20 protein-coding genes and 1 tRNA gene are annotated in these 23,555 nt (G+C 70.3%); 6 read left to right on the top strand and 15 right to left on the bottom strand.

What is annotated here, in order from left to right:
- Positions 1-28: 28 nt before the first annotated feature.
- The 3 genes from R4P08_RS07530 to R4P08_RS07520 all read right to left on the bottom strand — a co-directional run bounded on the left by R4P08_RS07530 (position 29) and on the right by R4P08_RS07520 (position 4,604).
- Positions 29-1,711, bottom strand: coding sequence for a hypothetical protein (locus tag R4P08_RS07530; RefSeq protein WP_317813177.1), 1,683 nt, complete (start codon positions 1,709-1,711; stop codon positions 29-31).
- A gap of 65 nt (positions 1,712-1,776) precedes the next feature.
- Positions 1,777-2,721: an LLM class F420-dependent oxidoreductase gene (locus tag R4P08_RS07525; protein WP_317813176.1), complete on the bottom strand. Its 945-nt coding sequence runs from the start codon at positions 2,719-2,721 to the stop codon at positions 1,777-1,779.
- A gap of 200 nt (positions 2,722-2,921) precedes the next feature.
- The gene (locus R4P08_RS07520; RefSeq protein WP_411741179.1) at positions 2,922-4,604 is read right to left on the bottom strand and encodes a peptide chain release factor 3; all 1,683 of its coding nucleotides are present in this window, start codon (positions 4,602-4,604) and stop codon (positions 2,922-2,924) included.
- A 279-nt stretch (positions 4,605-4,883) separates the two neighbouring features.
- On the opposite strand from R4P08_RS07520, the gene R4P08_RS07515 reads away from it, so the two are divergent.
- Positions 4,884-7,040 carry a bifunctional UDP-sugar hydrolase/5'-nucleotidase gene (locus tag R4P08_RS07515; protein WP_317813175.1) on the top strand — a complete coding sequence of 719 codons (2,157 nt, stop codon included), beginning with the start codon at positions 4,884-4,886 and terminating at the stop codon, positions 7,038-7,040.
- Between the two features lie 143 nt (positions 7,041-7,183).
- Here R4P08_RS07515 and R4P08_RS07510 read toward each other — a convergent pair whose 3' ends face one another.
- From R4P08_RS07510 to R4P08_RS07500, 3 genes are all read right to left on the bottom strand, one after another.
- Positions 7,184-7,642, bottom strand: a complete 459-nt coding sequence (locus tag R4P08_RS07510; protein ID WP_317813174.1) for a DUF1990 domain-containing protein — start codon at positions 7,640-7,642, stop codon at positions 7,184-7,186.
- Positions 7,639-8,277: an aminoacyl-tRNA hydrolase gene (gene pth, locus R4P08_RS07505; RefSeq protein ID WP_317813173.1), complete on the bottom strand. Its 639-nt coding sequence runs from the start codon at positions 8,275-8,277 to the stop codon at positions 7,639-7,641. Before pth ends, R4P08_RS07510 begins: the two co-directional genes overlap by 4 nt.
- Before the next feature lie 106 nt (positions 8,278-8,383).
- Positions 8,384-9,280, bottom strand: a complete 897-nt coding sequence (locus R4P08_RS07500) for a LysR family transcriptional regulator ArgP (protein ID WP_317813172.1) — start codon at positions 9,278-9,280, stop codon at positions 8,384-8,386.
- 68 nt (positions 9,281-9,348) lie between these two features.
- On the opposite strand from R4P08_RS07500, the gene R4P08_RS07495 reads away from it, so the two are divergent.
- Entirely contained in the window at positions 9,349-9,966 is a 618-nt protein-coding gene (locus R4P08_RS07495) for a LysE/ArgO family amino acid transporter (protein ID WP_317813171.1), read from the top strand.
- 93 nt (positions 9,967-10,059) lie between these two features.
- Here R4P08_RS07495 and R4P08_RS07490 read toward each other — a convergent pair whose 3' ends face one another.
- The 4 genes from R4P08_RS07490 to glmU form a co-directional block, all read right to left on the bottom strand.
- Entirely contained in the window at positions 10,060-10,698 is a 639-nt protein-coding gene (locus R4P08_RS07490; RefSeq protein WP_317813169.1) for a 50S ribosomal protein L25/general stress protein Ctc, read from the bottom strand.
- Between the two features lie 199 nt (positions 10,699-10,897).
- Positions 10,898-11,293 carry an arsenate reductase (glutaredoxin) gene (gene arsC, locus R4P08_RS07485; RefSeq protein WP_317813168.1) on the bottom strand — a complete coding sequence of 132 codons (396 nt, stop codon included), beginning with the start codon at positions 11,291-11,293 and terminating at the stop codon, positions 10,898-10,900.
- Position 11,294: 1 nt separating this feature from the next.
- Positions 11,295-12,272: a ribose-phosphate diphosphokinase gene (locus R4P08_RS07480; RefSeq protein ID WP_317813167.1), complete on the bottom strand. Its 978-nt coding sequence runs from the start codon at positions 12,270-12,272 to the stop codon at positions 11,295-11,297.
- Positions 12,273-12,289: 17 nt separating this feature from the next.
- Positions 12,290-13,765, bottom strand: coding sequence for a bifunctional UDP-N-acetylglucosamine diphosphorylase/glucosamine-1-phosphate N-acetyltransferase GlmU (glmU, locus tag R4P08_RS07475; RefSeq protein WP_317813166.1), 1,476 nt, complete (start codon positions 13,763-13,765; stop codon positions 12,290-12,292).
- 230 nt (positions 13,766-13,995) lie between these two features.
- Between glmU and R4P08_RS07470 the strand changes: the two genes are divergently transcribed.
- A complete protein-coding gene (locus tag R4P08_RS07470) occupies positions 13,996-15,303 on the top strand; it encodes an MFS transporter (RefSeq protein WP_317813516.1) in 1,308 nt (435 codons plus the stop codon).
- Here the strand turns inward: R4P08_RS07470 and R4P08_RS07465 are convergent.
- Both R4P08_RS07465 and R4P08_RS07460 read right to left on the bottom strand, forming a co-directional pair.
- Complete coding sequence (locus tag R4P08_RS07465) at positions 15,300-17,420, bottom strand: phospholipase D-like domain-containing protein (protein WP_317813165.1); 2,121 nt, start codon at positions 17,418-17,420, stop codon at positions 15,300-15,302. The two genes, R4P08_RS07470 and R4P08_RS07465, sit on opposite strands and share 4 nt — an antisense overlap.
- A 123-nt stretch (positions 17,421-17,543) precedes the next feature.
- Complete coding sequence (locus R4P08_RS07460) at positions 17,544-18,155, bottom strand: flavodoxin family protein (protein ID WP_317813163.1); 612 nt, start codon at positions 18,153-18,155, stop codon at positions 17,544-17,546.
- Between the two features lie 129 nt (positions 18,156-18,284).
- Between R4P08_RS07460 and R4P08_RS07455 the strand changes: the two genes are divergently transcribed.
- A complete protein-coding gene (locus R4P08_RS07455; protein ID WP_317813162.1) occupies positions 18,285-20,090 on the top strand; it encodes a thiamine pyrophosphate-requiring protein in 1,806 nt (601 codons plus the stop codon).
- A gap of 77 nt (positions 20,091-20,167) precedes the next feature.
- Here the strand turns inward: R4P08_RS07455 and R4P08_RS07450 are convergent.
- Positions 20,168-20,239 (bottom strand) — tRNA-Gln (locus R4P08_RS07450).
- Between the two features lie 205 nt (positions 20,240-20,444).
- On the opposite strand from R4P08_RS07450, the gene R4P08_RS07445 reads away from it, so the two are divergent.
- A complete protein-coding gene (locus R4P08_RS07445) occupies positions 20,445-21,116 on the top strand; it encodes a TetR/AcrR family transcriptional regulator (RefSeq protein WP_317813161.1) in 672 nt (223 codons plus the stop codon).
- Positions 21,117-21,194: 78 nt separating this feature from the next.
- On the opposite strand, the gene R4P08_RS07440 is transcribed toward R4P08_RS07445, so the two are convergent.
- Entirely contained in the window at positions 21,195-21,758 is a 564-nt protein-coding gene (locus tag R4P08_RS07440) for an HdeD family acid-resistance protein (protein ID WP_317813160.1), read from the bottom strand.
- 129 nt (positions 21,759-21,887) lie between these two features.
- On the opposite strand from R4P08_RS07440, the gene R4P08_RS07435 reads away from it, so the two are divergent.
- On the top strand, positions 21,888-22,541 hold the full coding sequence (locus R4P08_RS07435) for a TetR/AcrR family transcriptional regulator (RefSeq protein WP_317813159.1): 654 nt from the start codon (positions 21,888-21,890) through the stop codon (positions 22,539-22,541).
- A gap of 221 nt (positions 22,542-22,762) precedes the next feature.
- On the opposite strand, the gene R4P08_RS07430 is transcribed toward R4P08_RS07435, so the two are convergent.
- A complete protein-coding gene (locus R4P08_RS07430; protein ID WP_317813158.1) occupies positions 22,763-23,458 on the bottom strand; it encodes a vitamin K epoxide reductase family protein in 696 nt (231 codons plus the stop codon).
- Positions 23,459-23,555: the final 97 nt, after the last annotated feature.

Below are 23,555 nucleotides of genomic sequence, written 5' to 3'. Positions count from 1 at the left end.
GCCTCCTGCCCGGCGGAGGACCGCGCGCTCACCTGGCGGAGGACCGGGCGCGTTCCCAGTTGGCCGCCCACGCCTCGGCGCCGCCCATGAGCTGGCGTTCGAGCTCGGCGCGGTCGGGGCCAGCCCGGTGGATCACGTCGGCCGCCCAGTCCGCGTAGAGCCCGTACTGCGCCACGCCGTCGGTGTTGAGGTCGTAGACGCGCTCGCCGAACTTCCAGCGGTCCATCACCTCCCCGCTCGGGGCGGTGAACGGGTAGACCAGCGGATCAGCGGCGGCGCTGGGCCGCGGCTCCGCGAGCGGGGCGAGCCCGTTGACGTCGGAGCCGAAGCCGTAGCCGTCGACGGGTCGTGACAGACCGGACGTGTTGGCGCGCCACTGCTCGAGGAAGCCGGTCTCGAAGTTCTCCGTGGCGTCGGCGGGCCAGGCGAACGCCGCCACGAATCCGCCCTGCTCGTGCACCCGGCGGGTGTTGCCCTGCGTGGCCCAGGCGTGGTCCACCACCAGGCCGGTGTACCCGGCCTCGGCGGCCATGTCGAGCGTGCGGTGGGCGGTCTTGACGCCCATGTGGTCGATGTTGATCACCATGCCGCGGGCCATGAGGCCCCGGACCGCGTGCTCGCCCAGCGGGGTGAGTCCGCGGACGTTGCACAGCGGCGCCTCGGGGTAGACCGGCAGCGCCGCACCCGCCGGGGCGCCGGAGGAGGCCGCCGCCAGACCGTCCGCGACGACGGTGGCGGCCAGCGGCTGCGCGTGGTCGGCGTCGGGGCCCGCGCACGGTTCGGTCTCCCAGAAGCGCTGGCTCCCGATCTTGTTGCCGATGTTCACGGCCAGGCCCGCCAGGTCCTCGTCCATGCGGGCGCCGCCGAGGGCGTTGTCGAACTTGTGCACGGGGAACACCGTGGACACGCCCCAGGAGGCGAACTCGTCGAGGCCGCGATCGATGTCCCCGGCCGAGCACAGGGGCGTGTCGTCGACCAACCGGCAGCCGAACGGCTCCGACGCCTCCACGCCCAGCGTCACCGCGAGCTTGCCCTGCGCGGCGATCGCCCGCACGTCCTCCGGGGAGCGGGCGATCCGGAACCAGCCCTGACCGGGACCGCCGTACTCGGCGTCGATGTGCGCCTCCATCCGGTTCAGGTAGTCCACCTGGCGGCGCAGTTGTTGCATCTCATCGCACGACGAGCGCGCCGACACCCCGAGCCCGGTAAGCGCCTCACACAGCACCCGGTTGGCCACCAGGTGATTGTTCAGCACCCGCAGACCGCCACGCCACGCCCGCTCGATACCGGTGTAGTACGCCTGCTCGTGGAGTTGCGAGTCGTGCGAGGGCCACTGCGCGAAGGTCGGGAAGCCCTGAGCGCCACCGGGCAGATCCGTTCCGCCGAGGATCGACTCCAGCAGCGAGAAGTGCCCGGCACCGGAGTGCGTGGGGCAGTCCGCCAGCGCCTCCGCCATGCCGCCCGGGGCGAAGGGTTCTCCGCAGCGCAGCGCCCCGCCGAACGCCTGCGACGCCGCGATGTGCGCATGGGCGTCCACCATGCCGCTGATCGGCGCAGTGCTGATGGCACCGTCGCCGACCGAGGTGGCCGCCCGGGATGGCGCGGCGGTCAGGGGAACGGACAGGGCGACGACGACGAGGAGTGCCAACGCGGCCCGAGCCCATCGACCCGGGAGTGCATACCTCGTCGTCATCCCACCGCGCGCAGTCATGCGCCGACCATAAACCAGCGGTTACCGCTGGTGAGGCGGTTTCACCTCAGAATCGCCGCCCCGCCTCAGAGCTGCCGCGCGACCTCCGAGGCGACGAGCTCGAGGTGGTCGAGGTCGGACATGTCGAGGACCTGCAGGTAGACCCGGCGGGTGCCGACGGCGGCGTAGCGGCCGATCGTGTCGACGACCTCGGACGGGGTGCCGGCCGCACCGTTGGCCCGGAGTTCAGCGACGTCGCGGCCGATGGCCTCCGCGCGGCGGGCGATCTGGGCCTCGTCGCGGCCGCAGCAGAGCACGAGCGCGGCCGAGCGGATGATCTCCTCCGGGGCCCGGCCGCGCTCCGCGCACGCCTCGTCGACGCGGCGGTACTGCGTGGCGACGGCGTCGACGCCGGCGAACGGCACGTTGAACTCGTCGGCGAACCTGGCGGCCAGCGCGGGGGTGCGGCGTTTGCCGTGCCCGCCGACGATCACCGGCGGCCGCTGCTGCAGCGGCTTGGGCAGACCGGGGGAGTCGACCAGATCGACTCGTCTGCCACGCACGGTGACGGTCTCACCCTCGGGCGTGGACCACAGCGTCTCCAGCGCGCCGAGGGTGTCCTCGAGAAGGTCGAAGCGCTCGCCGAGCGGGGGGAAGGGGATGCCGTAGGCGGTGTGCTCGTCGTCGTACCAGCCCGCGCCCAGGCCGATGTCGAGGCGACCGCCGGACATCTGGTCGACCTGGGCGAGCGAGATGGCCAGCGGGCCGAGATGCCGGAACGTGACGGAGGTGAGCAGGGTGCCGAGCCGGATGGAGGAGGTCTCCCGAGCCAGGCCGGCCAGGGTGAGCCAGGCGTCCGTGGGCCCGGGCAGCCCGCTGACGTCGCCCATCTTGAGGTAGTGGTCGGAGCGGAAGAAGGCCTCGTACCCGAGGTCCTCCGCCGCCCGGGCCACGGCGAGCTGGTCGGCGTAGGTCGCCCCCTGCTGGGGTTCGACGAAGACGCGCAGGGAGACCGGGGAATCAGATGACATGGCACCCAGCATGCCCGCGGTCCGCGTGCCCACGCCAACTGTCCGTGGTGGCGAGCCCCCGACCGCCGGCCGGGTCGCGGTCTTGTCGTAACCATCTCGGTTATTTCGGGATATCCCCGCGCTGGTTACGACAAGAAACGCGGTAGTTGCCTCGCCAGCAGCCGTCAGCCGTCAGTTGCCTCGCCAGCAGCCGTCAGCCGTCAGTTGGTGTCGGCGACCAGCGGCTCGATGGTGAGGTGCTCCATCTCCTTGCTGATGTACTGCAGGCGCCACTTGTCGCCGAACAGCGCGAGCAGCTCGCCGTCGGTGCGCTGGAATACCTCGACCCCGCGCTGGCGGCCCAACTCGTCCGCGGAGGCGGCGTCGGTGCGGCGGGCGATCGAGTACGGCAGGCTGTCGACGATCACCTCGACGTTGAACTCGGTCTTCATCCGGGCCGTGACCACCTCGAACTGCATGGGTCCGACCGCGGCCATGACGGGGTTGGCATCGCCGCGGGCGTCGTTGCGCAGGATCTGCACCACACCCTCGGCGGCCAGCTGGTCCACGGCCTTGCGGAACTGCTTGTAGGTGCCCAGCGATTTGGTGCGCAGGACGGCGAAGTGCTCCGGGGCGAACTGGGGGATCGGCGGGAACTGCACCTTTTTACCGGTGTAGAGGGTGTCGCCGGGGGCCAGGGCGGTGGCGTTGACCAGGCCCACCACGTCGCCCGGGTACGCGGTATCGACGGTGGTGCGGTCGCGGCCGAACACCGTGAGCGCGTACTTGGTGGTGAACGGCCTGCGGGTCTGTGCGTGCTGCACGACCATTCCGCGCTCGAACTCGCCGGAGACCACTCGCATGAACGCCAGGCGGTCGCGGTGCGCGGAGTCCATGCCGGCCTGCACCTTGAAAACCACGGCGGAGAACGGATCCGAGGTCTCCCGCGGGGCGCCGGAGACGGTCTCCCACGCGCGCGGCGGCGGGGCCAGCTCGACCAGCGCGTCGAGGATCTGGTGGACGCCGAAGTTGAGCATCGCCGAGGCGAAGATCACCGGGCTGGTCTCGCCGGCCAGGTACATCTCCTGGTCGTGGTCCTGACCCATCGCCGAGAGCAGCTCGGACTCCTCGACGGCGGTCTCCCACTCCTGGCCCTCACGCTCGGCGGCGGTGGCCGGGTCGTAGTGCTCCTCGGGCGCGATTGTCGAGCCGCCGGCGGTGCGGGTGAAGTGGATGTACTCCTCGGGGGCGCCGTCGGATCCGCGTCGCAGCAGGCCCCGGTAGTCGCCGGCGATGCCGACCGGCATGAACAGCGGGGTGGGGACCAGGCCGATCTGATCGGCGATCTCGTCCAGCAGCTCCAGCGGCGCCTGCCCGGGCCGGTCCCACTTGTTGATCACCGTGATGATGGGCAGCCCGTTGTGCTTGCACACCTGGAACAGCTTGAGGGTCTGCGGCTCGAGGCCCTTGGCGGCGTCGATGAGCATCACCGCGGCGTCGACGGCGGTGAGGACGCGGTAGGTGTCCTCGGAGAAGTCGGCGTGACCGGGGGTGTCGACGAGGTTGATGACGTACGGCTCGTCGTCCTCGCTCAGCCCGGCCGGCTTGTACGTGAACTGCAGCGCGGTGGAGCTGACGGAGATGCCGCGGGCCTTCTCCATCTCCATCCAGTCGGACACCGTGGAGCGGCGGCCCGACTTGCCGTGGACGGCGCCGGCCTCGGTGATCACGCGGGCGTGCAGCGCGAGCGCCTCGGTGAGCGTGGACTTGCCGGCGTCCGGGTGGGCGATCACGGCGAAGGTGCGGCGGCGGGCGACCTCGGAGCGCACGTCCGGCGTGGCCCCGGACCCGTCGGGACCAGCGGGCCGTCCGGTCGTCCCGGTGTCCTCGGCGGTCTCCGTCACGCGTCCTCCTGAAAGCTCCGGCGGCACCTCGCCGTCGTCCTCCCAGGGTACGTCCGCGCAGGTTGGACCACCCAATCCGGCGGTGCGACCCGCGACGTTGGTGGGCGCTCGGATAAGTCGAGGTCACACCGGGCGCGGATGCTCGGTGCCCGGGGCGGGGAGGTGATTAACTCAAGCGTCATGGCCTGACGGGTCCTCTCCCGTCGCGTGGGCACGGCGGTTCCCCCTGCCGGTCTGCTGTCAGCGTGGGCCAGGTCTCTCGACGAACGGACGATCCACGTGTTCACGCCCCACTCCCGGCCCCTCTCCGCGGTCATGGCCTGCGTCCTCGCGACCGGGGCGCTCGCCACCTGCACCCTCACAACCGTGGCGCTGGTCTCGGCACCCGTCGTCGCTGGGCAGACCACTGCCCACACGGCGCCCGACAAGGTCACCCTGCTGAACATCACCGACTACCACGGCCGCATCGCGGCCTCCTCGCCGTCCACGGTGGCCTTCGCGGACACCATCGAGTCACTGCGCGCCGAGGCCGGGGCGGAGTCGAGCCTGCTGCTGTCGGCCGGTGACAACGTGGGCGCGACGCTGTTCGCCTCGTCGTTCAAAGACGACCGGCCGACCATCGACATCCTGAACGCACTGGGGCTCGCCGCCTCGGCCGTGGGCAACCACGAGTTCGACCGCGGCGCCGGAGACCTCCGGGACCGCATCGAACCGGCCGCGGACTGGGACTACCTGGCCGCCAACGTCACCGTGGACGGCGCGGCCATGAAGGGGTACTCGCTCCACGAGGTCGGCGGGATGACCGTCGGCGTGATCGGGGCGGTCACCCAGGACACGCCGACGCTCGTCAGCCCGGGCGCCCTGGTGGGCGCGGAGTTCAGCGATCCGGTGGACGCGGTCAACCGGGTCGCCGCCCAGCTGACCGACGACGACGAGTCCAACGGCGAAGCCGACATCCTCGTGGCCGAGTACCACGAGGGCGCCCCGGCCGCGGGCTCGATCGAGGTCGCGCGGGCCCGGTCCGCGGTGTTCGACGACATCGTCACCCGCACCGCCGGCAGCGTGGATGCGATCTTCACCGGCCACACCCACCAACTGTCGGCGTGGGAGGGTGAGCGGAGGGCGGGGGTCCAGTCAGGTCCTGCGGGCTCCGGCGCCTGGGGAGTCGGGTCGCTCGGTTCACTCGGCAGCTCCGGCTCCGCGAGTTCCGGCTCCGCCAGCTCCGGTTCCGGCACTGACGACCCGGTCGTGGCGGCCCGCCCCGTGCTGCAGGCCGGGTTCTACGGAAGCCATATCGGACGGGTGACGCTCGACGTGGATCCGGAGACGCGCGAGGTCGTCGGCTTCACCCAGGAGAACGTGCCGGTGCCCACGTCGGCCACCGGCGCCGACCTGTCGAACCCGGTGGTGGCCGAGGTCAAGCGGATCGTCGACGCCACGCTCGCCGAGGCCGAGATCGTGGGCAGCCAGCCCATCGGCACGGTCACGGGCGACATCACCACCGCCTACTCCGCCGGCGTCCGCGACGACCGGCAGTCGGAATCCGCGCTCGGCAACCTCGTGGGCCAGTTCTTCAAGGACGCCGTGATCGACCGCGGCGGCGCCGACCTCGGCTTCATGAACCCGGGAGGCCTGCGCGCGGAACTCCGCAACAACCCGGCCGGCCGGGACGGCAACGTCACCCGGGCCGAGGCCAACGAGGTCCTGCCGTTCGCCAACACGCTGGTCACCCTGTCGCTGACGGGCGAGCAGGTCCGACGAGTCCTCGAGCAGCAGTGGCAGCCCGCGGACTCGGGCCGGTTGTTCCGCGCGCTGGGGACCTCGGACAACCTCACCTGGACGTACGATCCCACCCGCCCGGCCGGCGACCACATCACCTCCGTCACCATCGACGGCGCCCCGCTGGACCCGGCAGCGAGCTACCGGGTGGCGGTGGCCAGCTTCCTCGCCGAGGGTGGCGACAACTTCACCGCGTTCACCGAGGGCACCGACGTGCGGGACACCGGACTCGTGGACTCGGAGGCGTGGCTGGAATATCTGGCCGAGCACCGCGCCGACGGCATCGCCCCGGACTTCGGCCGCAGGGCCGTGGCCGCCAAGAACCTGCCGGGCACGGTCCAGGCGGGTCAGGGGTACTCCTTCACCCTCACGGATCTCGACCTGACCTCGCTCGGCGCCCCCACCACGGTGGCGGTGACGGTGGCCCTCGGCGGGGCACCGCTCGGGACCTTTGCCGCGGTGCCCGGGATCGATGACGTGACCTTCGGGCCGGCCGCCCACGCGACGCCGCTCGACGGGCGCGTGGACATCTCGGTCACGATCCCGGCGCAAACCCCGGCAGGGGAGACCGCGCTGACGATCACCACCGACACGGGCACGGTCGTCACAGTTCCGGTCGTGGTCGGCGCCGCCGCGCCCGCTGCCGCCGTGGGCTGACGCCGAGGTCAGCGGCGGCGACGTCGCGGCGGCGCTGGAGAACGGCGCTCTCGTGGCGCTCCTCGACCGGCTGCGTTCTCTGTACGGAATGTGATCGCCCCGGTCGTCAAACGAGCCGACCGCGCTCTCCAGGCTCTGTCCGGTCAGTGATTCTCACGCAGGGCCGCCAGGTAGCGGCGGGTGAGCCGGTTCTGCTCGGCGCGGGCGATCGGCGCGCCGAGCCTGGCGATCAACGTGGCGTGCGCGGACTCGCCCTCGATCCGCAGGCGAACGCTGTCGGTGTCGCGGTCGTGCTCGACCACGAACGTCTCCCAGCCGCGCTCGGGATGGCCGGGCAGCGCGCGGTAGGTGAAGCCGCGGGCACAGGGGCCGTCGATCACCGTCGTGACCTCGCACGGTGCCGCGATCCGGAACCACGCCCCTGGTCCGGTGCGCGGCCGGAGCGTGACGATGCGGCGAGGCGCGGCGGGGCCATCGGCGACGACGACGAGGCCGGCCCGGCGGTGCATGTCCCAGTTGATCAGTGCGCGGCCCGCGCGGTCGAAGAGGTCGGCCCCGACGCCCAGGACTGCCTCGTGCTCGAACCGCCGGGGCCGGTTCACGCGGGGTGGACCTGGTTCTGCGCCGTTTCCAACCCGTGCTTGAGGAGCAGTTCCACGGCGTCGGCGGCGTCCTGGATCAGGAACGGAACGTCGGGCTGCTCGAGCTTGGAGAAGCGTTTGAGCACGTAGTCCGCGACCGCCATCCGTCCCGGAGGGCGGCCCACCCCGGCGCGGACACGGAGGTAGTCGCGGGTACCCAGCGAGCTGCTCACCGACCGCAGGCCGTTGTGGCCGCCCTCGCCGCCACCTCGCTTGAGTCGGACCAATCCGAAGTCGATGTCGATCTCGTCGTGCACCACGATCACGTCGGTGGGCGCGACCGAGAAGTACTTGGCGACGGCCGCGACCGGGCCGCCCGAGAGGTTCATGTACCCGCGCGGTCGCGCGAGGACCACAGCCTGGTCGGCGAGCCGGGTCTGGGCGATCTCGCAGTTGCTCCGCTTGTGCACCGAGAAGCTCGCCGGCATGGGCAGGGCGCGGGAGGCGAGCTCGCGGATCACGTCCCAGCCGATGTTGTGGCGGGTGCCCTCGTAGTCGGGCCCTGGGTTGGCGAGGCCCACGACGAGCTTGGGGCCGGAGGTCTCAGCGGTACTCACGTGCCCATGATCCCAGACCGACCCGGGCGCCGGCCCCATTGGTCGCTCGGGCCTGAGCGCGCCCCCCCCGCGAACGCTGCCTCTGCCGAACGCTGCCCCTGCCGAACGCTGCCTCCGGCGAACGCGGCCTCCGACTGAGTCGGCATCACACGCGCAGCTCCGCCCGGGCGGTGTCGAGCACGGCGGCGGTGAGGGCGTCGAGGTCGGGGGACTGGAGCTTCCAGTGCTGCCAGTACAGCGGGACGTCGAGCGGCCGGTCGGGGGAGACCTCGGCGAGCTCGCCCGACACCAGCCACGGAGTGGCCAACTGCTCTGGGATCAGCCCCCAGCCCAGGCCGGCGGCGATCGCACGGACGTGGTCGTGAGAGCTGGGGATGAAGTGCCGGGGGCCGGTGGGTTCGCGGCGTGCGACCCGCCGGTAGTGCTGGCTCTGGTGGTCGTCGCTGCGGTCGAAGTCGACGATGGGCGCTCGCCCCAGCGCGGCGGTGGGCGAGCCGTCCCGCAGGTGCCGGGCCACGAAGCCGGGGCTGGCACAGGCCAGGTACCGCATCGACCCCAGCGGCTGCGACCGGCAGCCCTGGACGGGCCGGGACTCACTGGTGACCGCCGCCATCACCTCGCCGCGCCGCAGCAGATCGGAGGACAGCGACTCGTCCTCGCGACGGAGGTCAAAGACGACCCGGCCGGAGGAGTGGACCTCGGTCATGGCGTCGAGGAACCAGGTGGCCAGCGAGTCGGAGTTGCAGGCCACGGACAGGACCACGTGCTCGGCCGGGGCGCCCGCGCCGTCGAATTCCCGGGACAGTGACTCCTCCAGGTGGAGCATCTGGCGGGCGGTCCGCAGCACCGTCTCGCCGGACTCGGTGGCCGTCACCGGTCGGTCGCGGCGGACCAGGATCCGGCCGGCGGAGTCCTCCAGCGCCCTGATGCGCTGGGACACCGCCGACTGGGTGAGGTGCAGGTGGGTGGCGGCGGCGTCGAACGAGCCGAGGTCCACGACGGCGGCGAGGGTCCGGAGCTGGTCCAGGTGCAGTGGGAGCATAAGTAGAACTGATGGTAGTCCACGAACTGTAGTGGCACTACTCGACGGGCGGAACCTAGCGTGGATCCGTGACCACCACTTCTACGCTTCTCATGGGCGCCGGCATGGGCCTCGGGCTCATCGTCGCCGTCGGCGCCCAGAACGCCTACGTACTGCAACGCTCGATCCGCGGGGACGTGGCGATGGTGCCCATCGTCGCGTTCTGCGTCCTCTCCGAAGCGGCGTTGATCCTGCTCGGCGTCGCGGGCGTGGGCGCGCTCGTGGAAACGGCGCCCGAGGTGCTCACCGCGATGAAGTGGCTCGGCGTGGTGTTCCTCCTGGCCTACGGGACCTTCGCCGCGGTCCGCGCGGTTCGCCCGGGCGGCGGCCTGCAGGTGGACGGGAGCGCGCGGATGCCCTCGACGCTGGGCGCGGTGGCCGCGTGCGCGGCGTTCACCTGGCTCAACCCACACGCCTATCTGGACAGCGTGGTCTTCCTGGGCACGCTCGCCAACCAGCAGGCAGGGGATCTGCGATGGGCGTTCGCGGCGGGAGCCTTCCTCGCCGGCACCGTGTGGTTCTCGGCGATCGGCTTCGGCGGCAAGGCGCTGCGGGGGGTGTTTGCCAAGCCCGGGGCGTGGCGGGTGCTGGACGCGGGGATCGCCGCGATGATGGTCGTCCTGGCCGTCGGGCTGATCCTCGGCTGACGCTGCAGGGAAATGGCCGCGGGCCCGGCACGACCGAGTGGTCGTACCGGGCCCGCAGTGTTCCCGCTGCCGATCGAGCAGCAGCAGGGAGGACTACTCGGCGGACTCGGCCTTGTCGGCGGCCTGGGTCTCCGCGATCGCACCCGCGACGCCCTCGTCCTCGCCGGCCTCGAGGTCCGACTCGGACGGCGCCTCGATGATGTTGACGATGAGCATCTCCGGGTCGGAGACCAGGGTGGTGCCGGCGGGGAGCTCGATGTCGGCGGCGGTGATCCGGACGCCGGCGGCGGCGTCCTCGACCGAGACCTCGAAGTCCTCGGGCAGGTTGGTGGCGTCGGCCTCGACCTCGATGTAGCTGGCGTCCTGGGTGACCAGGGTGCCCGGCGCGGAGTCACCGGTCAGGGTGAGGGAGATCTCGACGACGACCTTCTCGCCCTTGCGCACCACGAGCAGGTCGGTGTGCTCGATGATGCGGGTCAGCGGGTGCACGTCGATCTGCTTGGGCAGGGCCAGCTGCTCCTCGCCCTCGATGTCGAGCGTGAGGAGGGAGTTGGTGCCGTGCGCACGGAGCACCGCGGAGAACTCGAGGGAGTTCAGGAGAAGGTGGCGCGGCTCGGTGTGGTGGCCGTAGAGCACAGCGGGGACCAGGCCCTCGCGACGGGCGCGGCGGGCGGAGCCCTTGCCGAACTCGGAGCGGATCTGGGTGGTGAGGTTGTTGACTTCTCTGGCCATGGTGGACCTTCTCTCGGTGGGGAGCATGTTGCGCTCTGCGGGTGATGACCTCCCCGGCGACCGAGACGATCGCCCGGGCGGCCCGCCAGGGACCACACCGATCAAGATCGCGTCGATAACGGAGTAGCCCGCACACGGGCCCTCCCTCGCCGAGATGACCGCACCAGCCTAGCGGCGGGTCACGGGCGGCGACAAATCGCTAGAGGATGTCCTCGACGGCCGCGGTGGGGCGAGCCAGGCGGGTGCCCTTGGGTGTGACGACGAAGGGCCGCTCGATGAGCTTGGGGTGGGCCACCATCGCCTCGAGCAGTTCGTCGTCGGAGGCCTCGAGGAGGCCGAGTTCGGTGAACTCGGCCTCCTTGACTCGCACGGCCTGCCGGACCGTCAGCCCGGCGTCCGAGATGAGCGTGCGCAGCTCTTCCACGGTGGGAGGGGTGTCGAGGTACTTGATGATCGTCGGCTCGACACCGCGCTCACGCAGGAGCTCCAGCGCCTGCCGGGACTTGGAACAGCGGGGGTTGTGGAAGATCGTGGCGTCCCCCGCGTCCCCCAGGTGCCCAGCGGCTCCCGAATCCCCGGCGACGTCGGCGGACATGTTAGGCCGAGCCGTTGAACAGGCTCGTCACCGAGCCGTTCTCGAAGACCTCGCGGATGGTCCGCGCCAGCAGCGGGGCGATGGACAGCACCGTGAGGTTGTCGAACCGCTTCTCCGGCGGGATCGGCAGCGTGTCGGTGGTGATGACCTCTTTGGCGCCGCAGTTGGCGAGGCGCTCGGCGGCCGGGTCGGAGAAGATGCCGTGGGTGGTGGCGATGATCACGTCACCGGCCCCGGCGTCCTTGAGCACCTTGACCGCGCCGGCGATGGTGCCGCCGGTGTCGATCATGTCGTCCATCAGGACGCAGGTGCGGCCCTCGACGTCGCCCACTACGCGGTTGGACTTCACCTGGTTGGGGACGTTGGGGTCGCGGGTCTTGTGGACGAAGGCCAGGGGGGCGCCGTCGAGGGCGTCGGCCCACTTCTCGCCCACCTTGACGCGGCCGGCGTCGGGGGAGACCACGCAGATGTTGTCGGTGCCGTAGTGCTCGCGCACGTAGTCCGACAGCTGGCCCTGCGCGTGCATGTGGTCGACCGGACCGTCGAAGAAGCCCTGGATCTGGTCGGTGTGCAGGTCCACCGTGATGATCCGGTCCGCACCCGCGGTCTTGAGCATGTCGGCGATGAGGCGGGCCGAGATCGGCTCACGTCCCCGGTGCTTCTTGTCCTGGCGGGCGTAGGGGTAGAACGGCAGGACCGCGGTGATGCGCTTGGCGCTGCCCCGCTTGAGCGCGTCGATCATGATGAGCTGCTCCATGATCCACTTGTTCACCGGCGCCGGGGCGCTCTGCAGCACGAACGCGTCGCAGCCGCGGACCGATTTCTCGAAGCGGACAAAGATCTCGCCGTTGGCGAAGTCCCGGGCGGTCTGGGGAGTGACCTCGATCCCCAGCTCGGCGGCGACCTGATCGGAGAGTTCGGGGTGCGCGCGCCCCGCGAAAAACATCAGATTCTTCTGGTTGTCGATCCACTCGCTCACTGCGTGAGTCCGTCCTTCTAGGAGTCGTTCCGGGCACGAAGGGCGGCCTCGGCCGAGCCGGTATCCGGTCGGTTCTGGATCACCCAGTCGTCGATGTTCCTCTGTCGTCCGCCGGAGACCGCGAGGGCACCGGGCGGGACGTCGTCCTTGATCACGGTACCCGCGCCCGAATAGGCCCCGTCTCCGACGGTTACCGGCGCGATGAACATTGTGTCCGAACCGGTGCGGCAGTGATCGCCGATCACTGTACGGTTCTTGTTCACCCCGTCGTAATTGACGAACACACTGGACGCCCCGATGTTGGTGTGATCGCCGATCTGCGCGTCGCCGACATAGGTCAGGTGCGGCACCTTGGAGTGGGCCCCTACGCGCGACTTCTTGACCTCCACGAACGTGCCGATCTTGCTGCCTTCGCCCAGGTCCGCCTGGGGCCGCAGGTACGCGAACGGCCCGACCTGGGCCCGGGCCCCGATGGAGGCGCCCACCGCGTGGGTTCGCACCACGGTCGCGCCCTCGCCCACGGTGGTGTCCTGCAGGGTCGTGTCCGGTCCGATGGTCGCCGTGTCGCCGATCACCGTCGAGCCGGTCAGATGCGTGCCCGGGAGGATCGTGACGTCGCGGCCGATCTTCACGTCCACGTCGACCCAGGTGCTGCCCGGGTCGACGATGGTGGCACCCTCCCGCATGGCCGTCTCGCACAGGCGGCGGTTCATCTCGCCGGCGAGCGCGGCCAGCTGTACACGGTCGTTGACCCCGGCGACCAGGTCAGGATCCTCGATCCGGTGCCCACGGATGAGCCCGTTGTCCTGCCGGGCCAGTTGGATGATGCCGGTCAGGTACAGCTCACCCTGCGAGTTGTCCGTGCTCAACTTCCCCAGCTTGTCCCGCAGGACCTGCGCATCGAAGCCGTAGATGCCGGAGTTGACCTCGTCGATCGCCAGCTCGTCGTGCGAGGCGTCCTTGTGCTCGACGATGCTGAGCACCTCGCCGTCGTCGTTCCGCACGATCCGGCCGTACCCCGTGGGGTCGGGTGCCGTGGACGTCAGGACGGTGACGGCCGCGCGCGGCCGTATGTCGTGGCGCGTGACCACCTCGCGGAGGGTGTGGGCGTCCAGCAGCGGGATGTCCGAGGTGGTGACCAGGATCGTGCCCGAGAAATCGGCGGGGAGCGCTGCCATGCCCGAGGCCACCGCGCCGCCCGTGCCGTTCTGCTCTTCCTGGACGGCGGTGGTCACCGGGACACCCAGGTCGACGGCGAGGTCCTCGACAGCTGACCTGACCTGCTCGCGCTGATGACCCACCACCACCACGATCGAGTCCGGCTGGATCCCGGCCGCGGCGTGCAGTGCGTGACCGAGCATCGTCCGCCCGCACACGCGGTGCAGCATCTTGGGGGTGGCGCTCTTCATCCGGGTGCCGGAGCCGGCGGCCAGGACGATGACAGCGGTCTGCGTGCGAGCGGCCTGCTCGTGGTCGGTCTGAGTTGTGGTCATCAGGTCTCCTCGGGCGCGGTGGGCGCCGGCCTGGTCGGTGATGGGGTGGTGCAGCGAGTGCGCAATCGTGCGTCGATCGCGTGGCTCTTCGAAGGATAGGCGGTCGGTCCGACGGGCAGGGCCGGGCCGCGGCCGCGGGGGCGTGTGCGGGCTGAGGACTGCTGGCTGCGGGCTGCGGGCCGCGGGCTGCGGGCTGCGGGCTGCGGAGTAGCCTGCCCCGGGTGTCACTCCTGAGGCGGCAGCTCGCGGATACCCGGCCACTGGCGCAGCCGGACTTCCGCAGGCTGTGGATCGCCAACATCGTCACCGTGATCGGCGCCCAGCTGTCGATCGTCGCGGTCCCGCAGCAGGTGTTCGAGATCACCCGGAGTTCCGCGTACGTGGGGCTGACAGGGGTCTTCGCGCTCGTGCCGTTGATCGTGTTCGGACTGTGGGGCGGCGCCCTGGCCGACGCGCTCGACCGCCGCAAGCTGCTGATGGTCACCACCACCGGGCTCATCGTCACCGCGGTGTTGTTCTGGGCGCAGGCCGCGGCCGGCAACCGCAACGTGTGGCTGGTGATGATCCTCCTGGTCGTGCAACAGGCGTTCTTCGCCGTCAACCAACCCACCCGGTCGGCGATCATCCCCCGACTCATCCCGTCCGACCAGCTGGCCTCGGCCAGCGCATTGATGATGACCGTGATGCAGTTCGGCGCGATCGTCGGACCGCTGACCGCCGGCATCCTCATCCCCGTGGTGGGGTTGGAGACGCTGTATCTGGTCGACTCGATCGCGCTGCTGGCCACCCTGTACGCGGTGTTCCGGCTGCCGCCGCAGCCCGTCTCCGGGGAGCGCAGGTCCGCGGGGCTGCGGTCGGTGTTCGACGGGTTCGTCTACCTGGCCACCCGCCGCATCCTGCTGGCCTCGTTCCTGGTGGACATCATCGCCATGGTCTTCGGCATGCCGCGGGCGCTCTTCCCGCAAATCGCCACCGAGACCTTCGGCGACCCGGCGTCCGGCGGCACCGCCCTGGGTCTGCTGTTCGCCGCCATGAGCGTGGGCGCTGTGCTGGGCGGGGTGTTCTCGGGCTGGATTCCGCGGGTGCGCAGGCAGGGCCTGGCCGTGCTGGTGTGCGTGGCGCTTTGGGGCGTGGCGATGGTGGCGTTCGGGCTGTTCGTGGGCGCGGCCTCGCCCGACGGCTCCGCCTGGTGGCTGTGGCTGGCCGTGATCGCGCTGGCGTTCGGCGGCGCCGTGGACATGATCTCCGCGGCGTTCCGCCAGGCGATCCTGCTGGACTCGGCCACCGACGAGATGCGCGGCCGACTCCAGGGCGTGTTCATCGTGGTGGTCGCCGGCGGCCCGCGCATCGGCGACGTGGCGCACGGTGTGGCCGCGGCGTCGGTGGGCACGGCGGTCGCCGCGGCCGGCGGCGGGGTGCTGGTGGTGATCGGCGTGGTGATCGCCGCGATCGCCTTCCCGGCGTTCCTGCGCTACACCGTCCGCAGCAGGGTCCTCGGCGAGTCTGTCGAGCGGGGGAGCAAGGGCACGAACTCTTAACCGAGGAATGAGACCTGACCGCTCGGGGACAGCCTTTCGCAGCCGGCTGCCAGCGCGCGCACCACCCCCGCGAACTCCGACAGGCCGATTCGGATCCGGCCTCCCTGTAGCCCCTGTCTATTGACGCCCATCTCGTACCCGGTGACCACCGCATCTCCGAGGGGCATCAATCGCGGTCGTGCTGTGTTGACCCATGGCCACCGTTGCCCGGACTCGGCTCCGATCTGGTCCGTGACGAACTCCGGGTCGTGCCTGGGGTCGTCGAGAATCTCGAGGGCGCCCACGCAGCCGCCCTTCTCCTTGGAGTAGAGCAGGACGAGATCGCCGGGCTTGAATCCCGGGCGGTTCCCGGAATGGGACGAGAACCAGCCGTCAGGGTTCCAGTCGTCGGGATCCGGGGTTCCGTCCACGGCCTTGACCCAGAGGCCCACATCGGTGGCTCGCGCGTCGCCGATGAGCTGTTCGACGATGGACGCGAGCTGCTCGTTGGTGCCCCCCTCGGTCTCGCGAATAACCCGAGGGGGACGGGGAAGGGCGTCTGCACGCTGTTGCAGGTCGGTCAGCTCGTCAGTCCCGACGGCAGTTCCCTCGTACCACCACTCGTCCAGGGTCTTCTGCACCTTTCGGACCTCGGACCCGGGCAACCTGACCGATAGTTCGAGGTTCGGACTCCCGGCGTCGCCGAGCCCGGAATTAGTTAGATTGGCAGACCCGACCATCGCGAACCGACGTCCGACCACGTACGCCTTGGCGTGTAGCCGGGGACAGTCGCGAATCTCGACACCGGCCTCGAGCAGAAGGCGCAGCCCGTCGACCGAGAGGTAGCCGCCTGCTGCTGCGAGTGCGTCGAGGCGGGTGAGCAGGTACCAATAGTGCCCCGAGTCGGTGGCCCGCGCCGCCAGCTCCTTCGCGACCGCGTAGGACAAGAACGGACTCGCCAGTGTGACCTGCCCCAGGTCGGCGTCGAGTGCCTCGTAGAGTTCCGACCCTGCGCTGTCGACGATCATCGCGGTCTTCCGGCTTCCTGCAGGTGTGCTCTCCCGGTCGGAGGAGCCGGGGTGGTCCGTCCCGTAATCAAGGGCTCGGACGGACTCGAGATCGATGGTGTAGATCCGTCCGTCGTCCCCGATGAGGTCACAGGTGGACGCCGGTCCATCCCACGCTGGGGTCGGCGCATCCTTCGGTGACGACAAGAGGCGGCCCATTACCAGTCGCCCGGCTGTCAGCAGGGCGGGGTGGGCGCCGCCTCCGACCCGCTCGGATTCCGCGAGCCGGGCCCTGACACGTTCGTCCGGGCTCGCATCGGGCACCTGTGGAAAGTAGGAGTCCTCCTCGGTCCACCGCAGCCTGCAGTCGGGGCAGGCGAACTCCTCGGACACCACCGGAAGGACGCACCCCGCGGCTTCGTACCCCGGCAGCATCGGCAGGGCCGGCATACCCCAGATGACCCGGTGGGTGCGCATGGCGGAGCAGGACGGGCACGGCGGGCGATTCCGTCCGACGAGGTCGTCCAGTGCGGCCGGCAGCGGCGCGTGGAGAAGGTCGTGGCAGGCGTTGCACACCTCGACGGACTGGGCGAACTCCTCGGGGATATGGCCGTCAAGGATATGGGTCTCCAGAGGGATTTCTTCTGCGTCGCAGATCGGGCACCCGCTTTCGCGGAGCCGGCCTTCCGGATCCCGCTGCGTGCGGCAGGCTCTGGGCTCAAGTTCTCTCCACGGGGTCGGTGACCCTGCCTCCGCCTCGACGGCTTCCAACACCTCCTCGGCACGGGGTGGCTCGATCGTGCCCGGAAGATCGGGGAGTGGGTATCCGAGTCGCCGTTCGACCGCCAGCACGGAAATCCCCGAGGGGAATAGATCCACGGAATCGAAGTCGAGCCCATCCTCGTTCTGCGGCACCTCGATCAACACGTCCCATCCGACAATGGCGGGGCGGTCACCTCCGGCCACGTGGAGGATCGTCTCACCGGGGATGCAACCGTCAGGGAGGTGCCAGTCAAGATCGTCGAGCTCCGCGCGATCGTCTCCCGCCAGAAGCGGTAGCGCGCTGTACCCAGGGGTGATCACTGAGAGGTGCAGTCGCTCCGGACCGCCTGGGGCATGCGCACCGGTCATCGTCTCTCCGCTTCTCCTGGGTTCGGTGTCCGCGGCGTGATAGACCCACCGCGACGAGTGCATCACAGCACCCGGGTGCGACATTCGGGGAGTTCACGTCCTCATGCGAGGTGAGGTAGTGAGTCAGACCGCCGGGTACTGCTCGGCCTTGAGGAACCGCGCGAGGTGCGCGGCGTTGGACGAGAGCGTGGTTATGGTCGAGGCCACCGCCGACGGCGTCTCGTCGAGGTCCTTGTAGTCCACCGGGTTCATGGCCTCGTTGTTCCAGTAGGTGCAGCCCTGCGCGGGGATGGTGAACCCGATGTCGTTCAGGCCCTGGAACATGTCGGCCACGATCTTGTGGGCGCCGTCCTCGTTGCCCACCACCGCTACCACGGCGACCTTGCCGAACATCGCCGGCCGGCCCTCGTCGTCGGTCGCCGACAGCTGCGCGTCCAGGCGCTCGAGCACCCGCTGGGCGATGCTGGACGGGTTGCCCAGCCACGTGGGCGTGGACAGCACCAGGATGTCGGCGGCCCGGATCTTCTCGAGGATGGCAGGCCACTGGTCGCCGTCGCCCATGTCGTCGTCGACCCCCGGCCGCACGTCGTAGTCGGCCACCCGCAGGGTCTCGCCGGAGATCCCGTGCGGGTTCATCTGGTCGAGGATCTGCCGGGCGATGAGCTCGCTGCTCGACTCGGCCGGGGAGGCCTTGAGCGAACACACCAGTGCGATGGCCTTGAGTGAGGTGTCCATGGCGCGCACGCTAGGTGCCGGTCCGCGAGCGGACAACCGGTGAGGCCCGCGACCGACCGGTGGAGGCCGACGGGTGCGACCCCTACGGTGGGGCCCACTCGCAGGTGCGGGCATCGGAAGGCGGAGCAGATGGCACAGGACAAGACGGTGGCCGACCTCGTCGTCGAACGGCTGGTGGCCTGGGACGTCGAACGGATCTACGGCTACGCCGGGGACGGCAACAACCCGCTGCTCGGCGCGCTGCGCCGCTCCGAGGTGGGCCCGCGGTTCATGCGGGCGCGCCACGAGGAGTCGGCGGCGTTCATGGCGGTGGCCGACGCCAAGTACTCGGGCGGCGTGGGGGTGGTGAACTCCACGCAGGGCCCGGGCGCGGCGCACCTGCTCAACGGGCTGTACGACGCCAAGCTCGACAGCGTGCCCGTGGTGGCGCTGGTGGCCCAGCAGCACACCAGCGTGCTCGGCTCGGACTACCAGCAGGAGATCGACCTGAGCAGCGTGTTCGCTGACGTCGCCGGCGCCTTCATGCAGACGGTGGTGGCCGCCGAGCAGATGCCCATGGTGATCGACCGGGCGTTCCGCGCGGCCCTGACGCACCGGACCCCCGTCGTCGTCGTCCTTCCTCACGACGTGCAGAACGCGCCCGCGCCGGAGTTGGGCGGTGAGGAGGGCCAGGAACACGGCGTGGTGGTCACCGCGCCCGAGTGGACCCACGGGGTGGTGACACCTCGCGACGACGACGTGGCCCGCGCGGCCCGGCTGCTGGACGAGGGGGAGCGCATCGCGATCCTGGCCGGACGGGGCATGGCCGGTGCGCAGCAGGAGCTGATGGAGCTGGCCGAGCGCCTGGACGCCGGGGTGACGATGAGCCTGCTGGGCAAGCCGTACGTCGATGAGTCGCGGCCGCTGGTGGGCGGCACGATGGGGCACCTGGGGACCACGGCGAGCGCGCGCATCCTGCAGAACTGCGACACCCTCCTGATAGTCGGGTCCAACGACCCCTGGACGGAGTTCTACCCGGTGCCCGGGCAGGCGCGGGCCGTGCAGATCGACCTCGACCCGGCCAAGCTCGCCAACCGCTACCCGGTGGAGGTGGGCCTGGTCGGCGACGCCACGCTCGCGCTGAGCGCGCTGACCGAGCGGGTGGCCCGGCGGGACCGGACCGCCTGGCGAGCCGACGTGGAGAGGTGGGTGGGCCAGTGGCGCGAGATCTCCGCCGAGCGCGCCAACGTGCCGGCGCGGGGCCTCAACCCGGAGCTGGTCGCCCGGCGGCTCTGCCTGCAGATGCCGCACGACGCCCGGCTCGCCGTGGACGTGGGTAGTTCGGTGTACCACTACGTGCGGCAGATGGATCTGCCGACGACCGTTCCCGCGCACCTGTCGTCCACGCTGGCGTCCATGGGCTGTGGGATCCCGTACGCGATCGCCGCCAAGTCCAGCGCGCCCGCGAAGCCGGTGGTGGTGTTGGCCGGCGACGGGGCCATGCAGATGCTGGGGATCAACGAGCTGATCACCGTGTCCGAGGCGTGGCGGACGTGGGAGGACCCCACGATGGTCGTGGTGGTGCTGGCCAACGGCGACCTTGCGGAGGTCAGCTGGGAGCAGCGGGAGTCCGAACAGCAGCCGCGGTTCGCGCGGTCGCAGGAGGTGCCGCAGTTCGACATGGCCGGCTACGCCGAACTGCTGGGCCTGCGCGGCGTGCGGGTGGAGGACTCCGAGCAGCTCGACGCGGCGCTGGTCGCGGCGTTCACGGCGGACCGGCCGACGGTGATCGAGGCGGTCACCGACCCGGACGTCCCGCTCCTGCCGCCGTTCCCGCACGGGCGGGAGCTGTTGGAGGGGATGCGCACGGGTCTGGAGGCCGAGGGCGACGCCGGGACCCACGGACTCGAGTTGCTGGAGATCTACGCCCGTATGGAGGAGGAGCGGTTCACATGACCGGAGCCAACCAGCCCGTCGGACCGCGTCCGGACCGGGAGTTCACGCCCGGCGATCTGCGTGGCAACTGACTCGAGCTCCCCCGCCAGGACTCGAACCTGAAATACCTGAACCAAAATCAGGAGTGTTGCCGATTACACCACGGGGGACCGACCCTGTCCGGGTCGCTAATAGTCTGGCATACGCCCGCGGGGCGGGGCAGTGCAGACCTGCCCGCACCACTGGGCCCCGCTGGAGAGCGGCAGTCACCTGGTCAGCGGCCGTCTGCTCGCTGTGCTCGCGCCGTCTATCCTCGTAACACAACAGGGAGGGCGGATTATGACGGGCGAGGCAGTACCGGCGCCGAGGACCAGGATGACGGCCGCCAAGCGGCGGCAGCAACTGGTCGAGGTGGGCCGCCAGATCTTCGCCGAGTACGGCTACGACGCCGCGACGGTGGAGGAGATCGCGGCTGCCGCGAACGTTTCCAAGCCTGTGGTCTATGAACACTTCGGCGGCAAGGAGGGCCTCTACGCCGTGGTGTGTGATCGGGAGCTGGCCTACCTGGGCGCCGAGATCACCGAGTCGCTCAGAGGTGAGGGGTCGCGTCGGCGGATCGAGCGCGCGGTGATGGCGCTGCTGCGCTACGTGGAGGAGCGCACGGACGGCTTCCGGATCCTGGTCCGCGAGTCGTCGACGGTCGGTGGCAGCTCGTACTCGACGCTGCTCAACGATGCCACGGCCAGCGTGACCTACATCCTCGAGGAGGAGTTCGTGGCCCGGGGATTTGACCCCGTCACGACAGCCGTATACGCGCAGGCACTGGTGGGCATGGTCTCCGGTACCGCCCAGTGGTGGCTCGACGTGCGCGCCCCCTGCAAGGAGGAGGTGGCGGCCCACATCGTCAACCTGTGCTTCAACGGGCTCTCGCACCTGGAACCCGCTCCGACGCTCGAGACCGGGGTGCTGGCGGAGTACAACGCGCCGAGCAGCCCGGAGGGCGACCCCGCCGGCCGGGATCTGCGGCCGGGCCCGGCTCAGCCGTAGAGCCCGGACAAAGGAGGACTGAGGGCCCGGACGTGAGTTCACGTCCGGGCCCTCAGCGGTTTTTCTCGGCCGCGTCGCTCAGGCCATGACTACCGGTGCGGGCAGCCGGTCGACGTCGGCGCGCAGGCGGAATGCGACGGCGGCCATGACCGCGCCCACGGCGAGGCCGAACCAGCCGGCGAAGGTCACGAAGCCCTCCGTCGCGGCCGAGCCGAACAGTGCCAGCCCGAACCCGAGCGCGACGAGTACCGCGCCCACCGTCACCATGACCCACGAATCGGAGATCTGCGCACGCAGCGTGCGCGCGCCGTAGGCCACCAGCGCCCCGTTGGCCACCAACCAGGCGGCGAACAGCAGGGTCAGGGCCGTCGCGGAGAGGCCCGGCCAGAACAGCACCACCAGGCCTAGGATGATGAACCCCGCGCCGGTGGCGAGCAGGCCGCTCCGGCCGCGGTGGTCGGCCGGCAGTTCAAGTCCGGTGACGACGTTCATGGCGCCGTCGCCGATCGCGAACGCGGCCACCAGGAACACGGCGAACACCATGCTGGTGCTGGATGCGGCGAGCGCTGTGGCACCCAACGCGATCGCCAGGCCGCCGCGGACCAGTTGCATCCACCAATTACGGGTGAGGGTTTCGATCATTGCTTCCACCTTCTCTTCCGGCCTCCTCCGGCGGCACTCGCTGCCGCGCTGTACTGTAGTGATCATTACGGTAATCCTCGATGGCGGACTCACGCAATGAGGCGCTGGACACAGCAGGGAGGCGGTCTCGTGGCAGAACCGAGCAGGTCAGACGGTACGAAGCCCCCCGCCGAGAAGGCCACCCCGCGCCGGACCCGCGCGAAGGGCCGCGAGTCCAGGCGGAAGATCATCGAGGCCGCAGCCGCCGTCGCCGGGGAGCGAGGGTACGAAGGGACGTCGATCGCGCAGGTCAGCAAAGCCAGCGGGCTGCCGGCCAGCTCGATCTACTGGCACTTCGCCGACAAGGACGCGCTGCTCGCGGCGGTCGTCGAGGAGAGCATCGAGCTGTGGCTGGGCCGGGTGACCCATGGGGCAGGGGAGTCGCTGGCCGAGCGGGTGTCCGGCTTCTGCCTGGGCGTGGCGCAGACCTTCCGCGAGTCACCGGACTTCCTGCGACTGGTGCTCATGCTCGCGCTCGAACAGCGGCCTGTGGAACCGGCAGCCCGTGGGATCTACCTCCGGCTGCGGGCCGAGGCGATCGAGCGGATCGCGGAGGAGCTGCGTCAGGTGCGGCCGCGCCTGACGGTGGAGGCGGCCCAACTGTTGGCGACGTACGCATTGGCCGGCGGCGACGGGATTTTCCTGGCGTCGTTGACCGGGGACGCTGACGTCAGGGCGCTGTTCAGGCTGCACGCGGAGGCGGTGGTCCACCTGGTCGAGCAGGCGGAGGCCGCGGGCGGCTGACCACGTCGCCGCTCGCGGCGCGCGGCTCTCGGCTCTCGGCTCCGCGACAGTCCGCTGCTCCCAGCGCGGTGACTGCGGCAACCAGCAGCGCCGCGGAAAATTGTCGTACTCAGCGCGACGAGATCGCGGATTCGACGCAGTGGCTACGACAAAACTCGGGGGGGGGGGGGCAGGGTAGCGAGGGAGGTCTGGTGGTGGAGGACGACCGTCGGGCTCGTCGGTCAGAGGTTGCCGAAGAAGTCCGCCCAGTAGAAGTCCCAGAACGCCCAGAGGATCACGCCCGCCACCGCCAGGAACCACACCACCACCGGCACGAGGTGCCACCGCTGCAGCGCACGCACCCAGCCGGCGTGCGTGAGCTTGGCCAGCACGTGGAGCAGCGTGTACCAGAACATGGGGATGGTGACGGCCCACACGACCATGCACCACGGGCAGAGCACCTGGATGGAGAAGATGGACTGGTACGCCAACCAGTGGACCATCCCGGCGGCGAATGTCAGCCCCAGCAGCGCGCCCACCCAGTACCAGCGCGGGAAGCGCACGCCCGAGGCGGCGGCGACGCCGACCGCGATGAGGACGGCGTAGCCCACCAGGCCGATGAACGGGTTGGGGAACCCGAAGGCCGCGCCCTGCTCGGAGTTGATGACGCTCTTGCAGCTCATGAGGATGGAGAAGTTGCAGGCCGGCATGAAGTCCGGGTTCTCCAACAGGTGGATCTTGTCCAGGCTGAGCTGGAACGACGCGAGCAACCCGAGCGCCGAGCCCACCAGGAGCAGCACGCCCATCCAGCGGTCGGTGAAGACCCTCGAGCCGATGTCGGCGGGGGAGTACGCGGGGTCAATCGCGGGGTCGACTGCGGGGGCGGAGCCCGACGAGGAGGCGGGCCGAGCGTCCTCGGCGTCTGTGGTCTGGCGCATGCGCACAGGCTACCGCCGCGTCCGCGCCACTAGACTGGTGGATCGCCAGCGACCCGAGGCGTCGCACCCCCTGCTCGACCTGTCCCGACCCGGAGGA

Source organism: Rhodococcus sp. IEGM 1408 (genome assembly GCF_033142235.1).
Classification (GTDB): Bacteria; Actinomycetota; Actinomycetes; order Mycobacteriales; family Mycobacteriaceae; genus Dietzia.
This window is presented reverse-complemented; position numbering and strand designations above follow the sequence as displayed.